We start from the raw sequence: 3,332 nt of genomic DNA on the forward strand, positions 1-3,332 counted from the left end.
TTCCGACGATTGAAGGCACATCAGCAATTGGCGATTCTGCGTGCGGCCCTTCAAGCTCACCACAATCCCATGACGATCAAGCCCGTTGCCCATGTCACAAGGGCCGCGTAACATTCATTCTGGCAACTTCGGCCCGACGTAGTTCAACACCGATCGGGACATCCCCCTGATGGAACGGCATGACATCTACCAGAATCAAATCCGATCCGAATTCGACGATATGCAAGCGCGAAGCAGTTTGCTGAAAGATATGAATAAGGCATTGGCGGCCCTGCGCACCAATCGACCTACCGATGAAAAGACGGTTAGAGACTACGGCAGCTTCGTCGATTCGCAAGGCAAGACTCAGGATGTGTTTGAATGGATGCAGGCACACGGCATCTCCATCGAGACGGAGAAATCCGACAAGAGAGGTGTGCAGTCACAGTTCGACGCTGCCATCAACAACCTTAAGGCGGCGATTGACAGTGCCAATAGCGAAGGGCAGATGGCGTTGATTTTTCTGCAAGGGCTGCTTGCTAAGCTCAATGATGTTGCTGCACTGATGTCTAACCTTCTTTCAAAAGATCAAAAGATCAAGGAGGTGATCATTGGCAACTTTCGTTGAGAGACGGCAACAAATGAGTAGTACAGGACGGGGGCAATCATCCCAGTTCTGCCCAACTGTCCTCACAGTTGCAATGAATGCAAGTGCGACGGTGGATGTGAAATGGACCCCGGTTTTGGGACCAGAGGCTAAGTTGGAAAAGGGCCGCTCCGCTTGATAGACGGAGCGCATGATGACGACGAAGACACGACGGAAGATCGACGCGGCGTTGAAGGCAAAGATCGCGCTGGAAGCCGTGCGGGAGCAGGCGACGGTGGCCGATCTGGCCCAGCGCTATGAGGTTCACCCGAACCAGATCTATGCCTGGAAGAAGCAGCTGCTGGACCAGGCGACCCGGGCTTTTGACGCGGGTGTCGGGCGCGAGAGCGAGGACGCTCGCGAACGCGAGATCGAGAAGCTGCATGCCAAGATCGGACAACTGACAGTCGAGCGCGATTTTTTAGCGCGGAGGTCCGGAAGATGGGAAGATGAGCACGCCGGACCGTCGAGGAATGCTCGATCGCGCCGACCAGGCGCTGTCGATCCGCCGGCAATGCATGTTGCTTGGCATCGCCCGTTCTGGGGTCTACCGGCCGCCACGGCCGGCCAACGACAACGACCTTGCCCTGATGCGGCGGATCGACGAGCTGTTCACCGCCTGGCCGTTCCTGGGCTCGCGGCGAATGACCGCGATGTTGAAGGCGGAGGGGCTTCAGGTCAATCGCAAGCGCGTGCAGCGGTTGATGCGCAAGATGGGCATCGCGGCGCTGGGACCGAAGCCGAACACGACGAGGCCGGCGCCGGGCCATAAGATCTATCCCTACCTGTTGCGCAACATGACGATCGACCGGCCGAACCAGGTGTGGGCGGCCGACATCACGTATCTGCCCATCGGCCGCGGCTTTCTCTATCTCGTCGCCATCATCGACTGGGCGAGCCGTGCGGTTCTGGCGTGGCGGTTGTCGAACACGATGGACGTCTCGTTCTGCGTGGCGGCTCTGGAAGAGGCGCTGGCGAAGTACGGCACGCCGGAGATTTTCAACACCGACCAGGGCAGTCAGTTCACCAGTGCGGCGTTCACCGGCGCGTTGGCGGGTGCAGGGATCAAGATCTCCATGGATGGCCGCGGTCGTTGGATGGACAACGTCTTCATCGAGCGGCTGTGGCGGTCGCTCAAGCATGAGGACATCTATCTCAGAGGCTATGCCGACGGCCGCGAGGCCAAGGCAGGGGTCGCAAGCTGGATCGCCTTCTACAACGATCGTCGCCTGTCGCCTTCATCAGGCGCACGGCTATCGCACCCCGATGGCGGTCTGGCGCGAACGGATGCCGGCCGCGAAGGCTGTGGACATGGTGGACAACGCTGCCGCGTTGACAACATGCCCACGGCAACATCAGCAAGCTTTCCCAAGGTGAATGGCTTTCAACATAGAGCGGTCAGCTTCCATCTAAGAAACCGGTTCAAGCGGTCCCGCCACGCGGGGTCCATTTCACGGCATCCTATTGCCGGGAGGCGCGGTCGGCGGCATACCGCAACTGGATGCATCGAACATCTGATGCTCATGACGTGCTTTTAAAGCTAGCCATTCCGTCCAGGAAATGGCTTCCGCTTTTTCAAGAGGTTGTTCTTTTGCATACTGAAAAAAAGTGTCCATTAGCTCGCTTTTTTCGTTCCGCAACACCTCCTTTGCCGCCTTGCTTGTTGTAGATTCGTCGCGCCTTCTTAATCTTATCTGGCGTTCTATGATGTCTGCACATTGCACTTTGTCGGCATTGTACAACATATCTGCTAGGGTCATCAGCAGCGTTGTACGCCCCATGCCGCCCCGGCAATGAAAATGCAAATGAACATCACCCGCATGAGCGAGGTTTCGCAACTCCGATACAAGTTTATCTATTTCAGCATCGGTGGGGCGCGCATGATCTGGTGTCGGAATACGCAGATACGCGACACCCTTTCTTTTAACTAATTCCTCTTCCGTTTCTATTTTCACTTCACCGAAGTCGAGAACCATTGGAGGCGCCGAAGAAGCCTTTCCTTTTACGACACTCCCGGATTCTATGGTCAGACCAAAAGGAAATTTAGTCGGTAGTTTTGCGAGCTTCTTTGTCTCCTTCGCGGGAATAATGTCAGCAGGCTTTTCCACGTTACCCCAATTATGATTATCTGCGGCAAACCAGGATATTGGTTCTCCATTTGCGAATCCATGGAACTCTTGCCTAGTATCTACAATGACGAGCCGTTTTGGATGTGTCAGTGTAATTAGTTCTTCTAGCTGCCGCTCAGAAAATTGAGCACTCCCAGACAAGCTTAAACCGTGAAACCCGGTCGAGTCGCATCTCTCCAACCCAGATGTATCGGATGTGGTGCGAAATCTAGGGGGTTCAATCTTGTCATATACAAGTCTTGGCGGATTTTGGTCGGGTATTTTCTTCGGTATTGTTGTCGGTGGAATTCTAAATGGCTTGCGTGAGTCAACGCTCGATGAGGCTGGAGCGCGAGCGCCGAGATCCGCATCTGGCGGCGGCATCTGATATGAAAGACCGACAGGCTTGCCGGGACCACACCGCATAAGTCTCTCCTTTGAACAGCAAAAAGATAGTTCCAAATCACGCAGGCTAGGAGCCTGTCCGAGTATTCCCTGTTCAATTGGGCGGGAGTGTGATCGATTTGGTCCATGAGCAAGTATTTTCGGCCGTGGAAGATTGATCAGCCGCAGTTGCTGCCGCCGAGTGTGCAGGATTT

General features: G+C 55.3%; 2 protein-coding genes and 1 pseudogene. 2 read left to right on the forward strand and 1 reads right to left on the reverse strand.

All coding sequences use genetic code 11. The annotated features are described in order from the left end of the window. The first annotated feature begins 169 nt into the window (after positions 1–169). Complete coding sequence (locus tag ACZIRK_RS44815) at positions 170–607, forward strand: hypothetical protein (RefSeq protein ID WP_130232035.1); 438 nt, start codon at positions 170–172, stop codon at positions 605–607. A 172-nt stretch (positions 608–779) separates the two neighbouring features. After that, positions 780–1,893: pseudogene (locus ACZIRK_RS44820) on the forward strand (IS3 family transposase); the annotation flags it as partial. 183 nt (positions 1,894–2,076) lie between these two features. On the opposite strand, the gene ACZIRK_RS44825 reads toward ACZIRK_RS44820, so the two are convergent. Next, positions 2,077–3,332 (reverse strand): phosphatase domain-containing putative toxin (locus ACZIRK_RS44825; protein ID WP_463703244.1); only part of this gene is annotated, 1,256 nt, incomplete at its 5' end.

The sequence above is a fragment of the Bradyrhizobium sp. Leo114 genome (genome assembly GCF_055229415.2).

Coding starts and splice junctions, on each gene's coding strand:
- ACZIRK_RS44815 (WP_130232035.1), top strand. CDS start 170: ATGGAACGGCATGACATCTACCAGAATCAAATCCGATCCGAATTCGAC.